This is a genomic window from Roseateles sp. (assembly GCF_039929605.1).
GTDB lineage: Bacteria > Pseudomonadota > Gammaproteobacteria > Burkholderiales > Burkholderiaceae_C > Pelomonas.
The window spans coordinates 21,739-29,562 of record NZ_JBDSQX010000179.1 but is presented as its reverse complement, the minus strand read 5'-3'; the positions used below and the strand labels follow the sequence as shown (position 1 = coordinate 29,562).

At 66.0% G+C, this 7,824-nt stretch carries 8 protein-coding genes; 6 read left to right on the top strand and 2 right to left on the bottom strand.

The window, feature by feature from the left end:
- From ABIS05_RS24175 to ABIS05_RS24150, 6 genes are all read left to right on the top strand, one after another.
- Nucleotides 1-620 (top strand): transporter substrate-binding protein (locus ABIS05_RS24175; RefSeq protein WP_348014068.1); only part of this gene is annotated, 620 nt, incomplete at its 5' end.
- 136 nt (nt 621-756) lie between these two features.
- The gene (urtB, locus tag ABIS05_RS24170) at nt 757-2,298 is read left to right on the top strand and encodes an urea ABC transporter permease subunit UrtB (protein ID WP_348014067.1); all 1,542 of its coding nucleotides are present in this window, start codon (nt 757-759) and stop codon (nt 2,296-2,298) included.
- The gene (urtC, locus tag ABIS05_RS24165; RefSeq protein WP_348014066.1) at nt 2,295-3,341 is read left to right on the top strand and encodes an urea ABC transporter permease subunit UrtC; all 1,047 of its coding nucleotides are present in this window, start codon (nt 2,295-2,297) and stop codon (nt 3,339-3,341) included. Before urtB ends, urtC begins: the two co-directional genes overlap by 4 nt.
- Nucleotides 3,338-4,171 carry an urea ABC transporter ATP-binding protein UrtD gene (gene urtD, locus ABIS05_RS24160; RefSeq protein WP_348014065.1) on the top strand — a complete coding sequence of 278 codons (834 nt, stop codon included), beginning with the start codon at nt 3,338-3,340 and terminating at the stop codon, nt 4,169-4,171. Before urtC ends, urtD begins: the two co-directional genes overlap by 4 nt.
- A 123-nt stretch (nt 4,172-4,294) precedes the next feature.
- Nucleotides 4,295-4,987, top strand: coding sequence for an urea ABC transporter ATP-binding subunit UrtE (urtE, locus tag ABIS05_RS24155; RefSeq protein WP_348014070.1), 693 nt, complete (start codon nt 4,295-4,297; stop codon nt 4,985-4,987).
- 301 nt (nt 4,988-5,288) lie between these two features.
- Complete coding sequence (locus ABIS05_RS24150; RefSeq protein WP_348014064.1) at nt 5,289-5,588, top strand: hypothetical protein; 300 nt, start codon at nt 5,289-5,291, stop codon at nt 5,586-5,588.
- Nucleotides 5,589-5,646: 58 nt separating this feature from the next.
- Here the strand turns inward: ABIS05_RS24150 and egtD are convergent, their stop codons facing one another.
- Complete coding sequence (gene egtD / locus ABIS05_RS24145; RefSeq protein ID WP_348014063.1) at nt 5,647-6,618, bottom strand: L-histidine N(alpha)-methyltransferase; 972 nt, start codon at nt 6,616-6,618, stop codon at nt 5,647-5,649.
- On the bottom strand, nt 6,615-7,778 hold the full coding sequence (gene egtB / locus ABIS05_RS24140) for an ergothioneine biosynthesis protein EgtB (RefSeq protein WP_348014062.1): 1,164 nt from the start codon (nt 7,776-7,778) through the stop codon (nt 6,615-6,617). Before egtB ends, egtD begins: the two co-directional genes overlap by 4 nt.
- Between the last annotated feature and the right edge of the window lie 46 nt (nt 7,779-7,824).

Here is a 7,824-nt window from a genome sequence, read left to right as displayed (position 1 = left end):
CCATTGTTGCCGACGTCAAGAAATTCTCCCAGGGCGGCAAGACAGCCGTGGTGTCGACCATCAACGGTGATTCCAATGTGCCTTTCTACAAGGAACTGGGCAACGCCGGCCTGAAGGCCAAGGACGTGCCGGTTGTCGCCTTCTCTGTGGGCGAGGAAGAACTGCGCGGCGTGGACACCAAGCCGCTGGTGGGTCACCTGGCCGCCTGGAATTACTTCATGTCCATCAAGAACCCGGCCAATGACGAGTTCACCAAGAAGTGGGCTGCGTATTCCAAGGCCAAGAAGTTGCCCGGTGCCGACAAGCCCCTGACCAACGACCCGATGGAAGCCACCTACATCGGCGTGAACATGTGGGCCCAGGCCGTCAAGAAGGCCGGCAGCACGGACACCGACAAGGTCATCGCCGCCATGGCCGGCCAGACCTTCCCGGCGCCGTCGGGCATCACGTCCACGATGGACGAGAAGAACCACCACCTGCACAAGTCGGTGTTCATCGGCGAAGTGAAGGCGGACGGCCAGTTCAACGTGGTCTGGAAGACGCCCGGCCCGGTCAAGGCCCAGCCGTGGAGCCCGTACATCCCTGAGAACAAGGGCAAGAAGGACGAGCCGACGAAGTAAGACTGTCAGGGCCGCAGCGACCGCTGCGGCCCTGACGGCGTGCTGCCCGTGGACCTTCGATGCCGTGTCCACGGCAGCCACTGCAATGAGGCGCGCACCGTGCGCGCCGCTTTTTTTTGCGTTCGCTTGGATCTTCATGATCAAACGACTTCTGATCGGTTGGTGCTTGGCGTTCCTGGGCTTGTCGGCCTGGGCTGCGCTGCCGCCTGAATTGCTCACGCGCATTGCTGCGGGCGAGGGCGACGAGCGTGTCGCCGCCCTGAACGAAGCTGTGGCGCTGGCTGATCCCGCGCTGGCGGACTATCTGCAGGCCTTGCTCGATGGCCGCGTGCGGCTGCGCGAGGGCAAGGCGGTTGTGGCCGCCGAGGGCGCCGCGCCGCCCGAGGGCGACGAGCCGATGCTGAACAACCGCCTGCGCCGCGAGATCGACGCGGCACTCGCCGGGCTGGCCCTGCTGTCCAAGGACCGCGACGTGCGCGCCAAGGCGTTGACGACGCTGCGCGAGGACGCCAGCGCCGCCAAGCTGCCGCTGTATGAGCGCGCTCTTGCCGCCGAGACCGACGCCGAGCTGCGCGACCAGATCGGCGCGCTGGTGGCCGGTGCCAAGCTCTCGTCAACCGACGCTGCCCAGCGCCGCGCCGCTGCCGTCGAGCTGGCCGGCAGCGCCGACCCGACGACGCGCGCCCTGCTGCTTGAGCGGGTAGGCGGCGAGCCGGATGCCGCCACCCAGGCCGCGATGAAGAAGGCCATCGACGCCATCGGCGATCGCCTCGCCTGGGGCGAGCGCGCCCAACTGCTGTTCTCGGGCCTGAGCCTTGGCTCTGTGCTCCTGCTTGTCGCGTTAGGCCTGGCCATCACTTACGGCCTGATGGGCGTCATCAACATGGCCCACGGCGAGCTGCTGATGGTGGGCGCCTACGCCACTTACATGGTGCAGCAGGCTTTTCGCGCTTGGCTGCCTGCGGCTTTCGATTACTACCTCTGGCTGGCGCTGCCGGCCAGCTTCGTCGCGGCTGCACTCGTCGGCGCCGCGATGGAGCGCACCGTCATTCGCTGGCTCTACGGCCGGCCCCTCGAAACGCTGCTGGCCACGTGGGGCATTTCCCTCGTGCTGATGCAGGCGGTGCGCACGCTGTTCGGCGCACAGAACGTGGCCGTCGAGAACCCGACCTGGCTGTCCGGCGGCTGGGCGTTGCTGCCCAACTTGACGCTGCCCTACAACCGCCTGGCCATCATCGCCTTCGCGGCCCTCGTGCTGTGCGGCATGGCGCTGCTGCTGGCCAAGACGCGCCTGGGCCTGATGGTGCGCGGCGTCACGCAGAACCGCCGCATGGCGGCCTGCGTGGGCGTCAACACGGCCCAGGTCGACACGATGGCCTTCGCGCTCGGTTCGGGCATCGCTGGCTTGGCCGGCTGCGCGCTGAGCCAGATCGGCAACGTCGGCCCGGACCTCGGCCAGAGCTACATCGTCGACGCCTTCATGGTGGTCGTGCTCGGTGGCGTCGGCCAGTTGGCCGGCACCGTCTACGCCGGCCTGGGCCTGGGCGTGCTGTCCAAGCTGCTGGAAGGCTGGCAGGGGGCGGTGCTCGCCAAGATCGCGCTGCTGCTGCTGCTCGTGCTCGTCATTCAGAAGAAACCGCAAGGCCTGTTCGCCCTCAAGGGCCGGAGCGTCGAATGAAGCGCGCTGCACTCATCGCCATCGCGCTCATGCTGCTGCTCGTGCCGCTGCTTCACCTGGCCTTCCCGCCGGGGCACGCGCTGCACTTGAGCGAGTTCTACGTCGGCCTGCTCGGCAAGTTCCTGTGCTTTGCCATTTGCGCCCTGGCCCTGGACCTCATCTGGGGTTTCGGCGGCATCCTGTCGCTCGGCCACGGTCTGTTCTTCGCCCTCGGCGGCTATGGCATGGGCATGTACCTGATGCGCCAGATCGGCCGCGAGGGCCAATACCAATCGGACCTGCCGGACTTCATGGTCTTCCTGAACTGGAAGGAGCTGCCCTGGCACTGGGCGCTCAGCGACTCACTGGTCGGCCAGATCTTCCTGGCGCTGGCCGTGCCCGGCCTGCTGGCGGCGGTGTTCGGCTACTTCGCCTTCCGCTCGCGCATCCAGGGCGTGTACTTTTCCATCATCACGCAGGCGCTGACGGTGGCGGCCATGCTGCTGTTCTTCCGCAACGAGACGGGCTTCGGCGGCAACAACGGCTTCACCGACTTCAAGCGCATCGCCGGCATGCCGCTGAACACGCCGGGCATGAAGGTGGGCCTGTGCATGGCCAGCGGTGTCGCGCTGATCGCCTGCTACGCCGTAGCCCGCGCGCTGACGCAAAGCCGCTGGGGCCGCATCCTGCAAGCCATCCGCGATGCCGAAGGTCGTGTGCGTTTCCTGGGCTATGACCCGGTTGCCTTCAAGCTCAGCGCCTATGTCATCTCGGCCATGATGTGCGCGCTGGCCGGTGCCCTCTACGTGCCCCAGGTCGGCATCATCAACCCCGGTGAGATGAGCCCGGCGGCCAGCATCGAGATGGCGATCTGGGCGGCCGTGGGCGGTCGCGGCACGCTGATCGGGCCGGTGATCGGCGCCTTCTTCGTCAATGGCACCAAGTCGGTTTTCACGGCCGTGTGGCCCGAAGGCTGGCTCTACATCCTGGGCGGGCTGTTCATCGCGGTGACGCTGTTCCTGCCGCAGGGTTTGATGGGGCTGGCGCGGAGGTTCAGGAAATGACTCCAGAGCTTCTCGAAGCCGGCGCGGAGGCGCACGCCCGCGCCATCACCCGCTTTGCCACCTCCGGCGAGCCGGTCTTCAACCAGGGCGTGGCCCTCTACGTCGAAGACCTCAAGGTCGCCTTCGATGGCTTCCAGGCACTGGGCGGCTTGAGCTTCACGGTTGGCGTGGGCGAACTGCGCTGCGTCATCGGCCCCAACGGCGCTGGCAAGACAACGACGATGGACTGCCTCACCGGCAAGACCCGGCCCGACAGTGGGCGCATCTACTTCGGCAGCAACCTGAATCTGCGCGCCATGAGCGAGCAGCAGATCGCGCGCGCGGGCATCGGCCGGAAGTTCCAGAAACCTACGGTCTTCGAGGCGCTGACGGTGGCTGAGAACCTGGAGCTGGCCCTGGCCGGCGACCGTCGCGCCCGCTTTGCCATGCGCGCCAAGTTGAGCGGCGAGCAGCGCGACCGGCTCGACCAACTGCTGACGACGGTTCACCTCGCGCCTGAGCGCGGGCGCGTCGCCGGCCTGCTCAGCCACGGCCAGAAGCAATGGCTGGAGATCGGCATGTTGCTGGCGCAAGACCCCAAGCTGCTGCTGCTCGACGAGCCCGTCGCCGGCATGACGGACGAGGAGACCGAACGCACCGCCGAGCTGTTCCTGAGCCTGGAGGGCAAGCACTCGCTGGTGGTCGTCGAGCACGACATGAACTTCGTCGCGACGCTGGCCGGTGCGCATCGCACGGTCACGGTCTTGCATGAAGGCAAGACGCTCGCTGAGGGCACGATGGCCCAAGTCCAATCAGATGAAAAAGTGATCGAGGTGTACCTTGGCCGCTGAGATGAAAAACAAACAAAGCCACAGAGGCACAGAGGCACAGAGGCAGCGGGATGAAGCTCTCTCTGTGTCTCTGTGCCTCTGTGGCTGTGTTCAGGAAGCAGGCATCCGATGAGCACCGCAGACATCCTCAAAGTCCAGGACCTGCACAAGCACTACGGCGGCTCACACATCCTGCGCGGCCTGAGCTTCGATCTGAAGCCCGGCGAGATCACCGTCGTGCTCGGCCGCAACGGCGTCGGCAAGACGACGCTTTTGAAGAGCCTGATGGGCGTCGTGCCCGTCACGTCCGGCAGCATCACGCTGGCCGGCGAGAACATCGACAAGCTCAAGACCCACCAGCGCGTGCGCGCCGGCCTCGGCTACGTGCCACAAGGCCGCGAGATCTTCGGGCGGCTGACGGTCATGGAGAACCTGCAGATGGGCCTCTCCAGCCAGCCGGCCGGCACGCCGCTGCCGAAGGAGCTGTTCGAGCTCTTCCCCGTGCTCGACAAGATGCGCTCACGGCGCGGCGGGGACCTCTCCGGCGGCCAGCAGCAGCAGCTCGCCATCGCCCGCGCGCTGGCGCCGGGGCCGAAGGTCTTGCTGCTGGACGAGCCCACCGAAGGCATCCAGCCCAACGTCATCCAGGACATCGGCCGCGTCATCAAGCACCTGGCGCACGACAAGGGCCTGTCGGTCGTGCTCGTCGAGCAGTTCTACGACTTTGCCGAAGAGCTGGCCGACCAGTACCTGCTGATGCAGCGCGGCGAGATCGTCATGCGTGGACGAGGCAAGGACATGCCGGCGGATGGGGTGCGGGAGCGGCTGGCGATCTGAGTCGGTTTTGAACAGGTCCGCTGTCGCAGTGTCCGAAAAAAACTTGACCAGGACAAGACTTGAACGGCTCCCACATCGAATCGAGTCTGACGTGTACGCCACGCTCAAGTGCTTAGCGAGAACTTCATGCGAAAGTGCCCGGTCCACAGGACGTGCGGGGTAGGGAGGGCTAATGGACCGAAGAAATGGCGTAGGCGCCGCGTTTGCCGCGTGCACCCTGCTTTTAGGTTGCGCAATGCCGCCTGCATTGATCCACGACGATCAGACAACTGGGGCTTTAAAGCCTGTAGTAGGAAGAGCCTTGGTCATCGTGATCCGTGAGGCTATGTTCAAGGGATCCATCGGCACTTGGGCTGTGCATTTAGATGGCAAGGAAGTGACTCACCTTGGAACGGCGACCCATGCGGTCGTCGAGGTTGTCCCGGGTGAGCACTTCCTGGGCGGACCGATGGTCCAACCGCAACCTATTGTTGTCGCGGCTGACCGAATTTATTACTTCAACTACGACATCCCCTTCACCGGCGGGCAGGCCTACACAGAACTGGTAGGCGCTAAAGCGCAAGCGTTGATCGCGCGCTCCTCAAGAGTGAAAAGCTATTAGTCGGTTGGGGCGGGTCGCGACGCGCCCGACGCTATTCGCGCACGTTGCAACCGTAGCCTCAAGCGCGCACCGCCTCCAGCCACAACACCGCAAACCACCGGTTCGCATCCGTCCACACCTTCCCCGGCTTGAACCCTGCCCGCGCCGCCAGCGCCTGGAAGCCCTCAACCGTGTACTTGTGCGAGTGCTCGGTGTGCAGCGTCTCGCCCTCGTTGAACACATAGATCTCCCCGCCCAACTGCAGCTCCAGCGGCCGCGTCGCGCGCAGGTGCATCTCGACGCGGCGATAGGCCGGGTTGTAGAACGCCAGGTGCTGGAAACCGTCCAGGGGGAACTCTGCGCCCAGGTCCTTGCGCGCACGGTCCAGCAGGTTCATGTTGAACGCTGCGGTCACGCCTTCAGCGTCGTTGTAGGCGTCGTGTAGAACGTCCTCGTCCTTCACGAGGTCGATGCCGATCAGCAGGCCGCCGCCGGCCAGTTCGGCCGCCGCCAGGCGCAGGAAGGCGTCAGCCTCGCTGGGCGTGAAGTTGCCGATGCTGGAGCCGGGGAAGAAGCCGACGCGGCGGCTGCCTTCGGCGCAGGGCGGCAGCGCGTGCTGGCGCGTGAAGTCGGCCACCAGCGGGTGGATGGCGAGGCCGGGATAGTCACCCGCGAGGCCGTCACAGGCCGACAGCAGATGCGGGCCGGAAATGTCGACCGGCACGAACTGAACGCCGTCGCGTGGCATCGCGTCCAGCAGCAGGCGAACCTTGAGCAGCGCACCGGCGCCGTACTCCACGAGCTGCACTTGGCTGCCCATCTGCGCGGCCATGTCGGCGGCGTGCGTCTGCAGCAGCGAGAGCTCGGTGCGCGTCGGGTAGTACTCGGGCAGGTCGCAGATGCGCTCAAACAACTTCGAGCCCACCTCGTCGTAGAAATATTTGGGCGAGATCGCCTTGGGTGCGCGGTTGAGCGCGGCATGCAGGTCGTCTGCAAATTGCTCGTTCTCGGCCGCAGCGCGGGGCTGGCGCCATTCGATACCTGGTTTCATCTTGCGAGCCTCATTCCACTGAACTGCCAGCGCGCGGCTGGCGGAAAGAAATTGCGATAACTCGGCCGTGCATGGCCAGCCGGCGTTGCGAGGCTGCCGCCGCGTAGCACCTGCTGGCCGACCATGAACTTGCCGTTGTATTCGCCGACCGCGCCCGCTGCCGGCTTGAAGCCGGGGTAGGGCGCGTAGCTGGAGCGGGTCCACTGCCAAACGCCACAGGCCTGGTCGGCGGCCTGCGCAAAGCCTGGCAAGCCGCATGCCGCCTCCCATTCGAACTCGGTCGGCAGCCGCGCGCCGGCCCACTCGGCAAAGGCGCAGGCCTCGTAGAAGCTGAGCTGCATAACGGGTGCGTTGGCGTCCAGCGGCTGCACGCCGTGCAGGCCGAACACGCTGCCGTCTTCCTGCCAGCAGGCCGGGCGCTGCCAGCCCTGGGCTTGCACGGTGGCCCAGCCGTCGGACAGCCACAGCAATGGCTCGCGGTAACCGCCGGCCGCGATGAAGTCGGCGTATTCGCCGCACGTCACAAGCCGGTTGCTGATCTCGAAGGGCGTCACCAGCGCTTGATGGCGCGGGCCTTCGTTGTCGAAGGCAAAGCCGTCGCCGCCATGTCCGATGTCGACGATGCCGCCGGGATGCTTCAGCCAGGCTTGCTCGGGCGCACTGGCCTTTGCTTGCGGAGCGGCGTCATACGCCGGCAGCAGCGGGTTGCAGGAGAAGGCGTGCAGCATGTCGGTGAGCAGCAGTTCCTGGTGCTGCTGTTCATGGTGGCAGCCCAGCTCAATCAGCGAGCGAGCCTCGGCCGGTGCGTGCGGCAGCAGGTCGGCCAGTGCGGCATCGACATGGGCGCGGTAGGCCTTGACCTCGGCCAGCGACGGCCGGCTTAGCAGGCCACGCTGCGGGCGCGCATGGCGTGGGCCGAGGCTTTCGTAGTAGGAATTGAAGAGGCGGGGCCAGCGCTCGTCGAAGACGGTGTAGCCGCGCAGATAGGGCACCAGCACCATGGTCTCGAAGAACCACGTCGTGTGCGCGAGGTGCCATTTGGCCGGGCTGGCATCGGGCATGGACTGAAGTTGCGCGTCTTCATCCGACAAGGGCGCAACAAGGGCCAGGGAGTGGGCGCGGGTGGCGCGGAGCAGGTCTGGCAGCAGGGCGGTCGACATGGGTTGGCACCGTATCGCAATCTGCTGCCAACGGTATGTCAGTGCA

Excerpts from the sequence above, each read along its gene's own strand:
- urtB (WP_348014067.1), top strand. The coding sequence starts at position 757 with ATGATCAAACGACTTCTGATCGGTTGGTGCTTGGCGTTCCTGGGCTTG.
- urtC (WP_348014066.1), top strand. The coding sequence starts at position 2,295 with ATGAAGCGCGCTGCACTCATCGCCATCGCGCTCATGCTGCTGCTCGTG.
- urtD (WP_348014065.1), top strand. The coding sequence starts at position 3,338 with ATGACTCCAGAGCTTCTCGAAGCCGGCGCGGAGGCGCACGCCCGCGCC.
- egtD (WP_348014063.1), bottom strand. The coding sequence starts at position 6,618 with ATGAAACCAGGTATCGAATGGCGCCAGCCCCGCGCTGCGGCCGAGAAC.
- egtB (WP_348014062.1), bottom strand. The coding sequence starts at position 7,778 with ATGTCGACCGCCCTGCTGCCAGACCTGCTCCGCGCCACCCGCGCCCAC.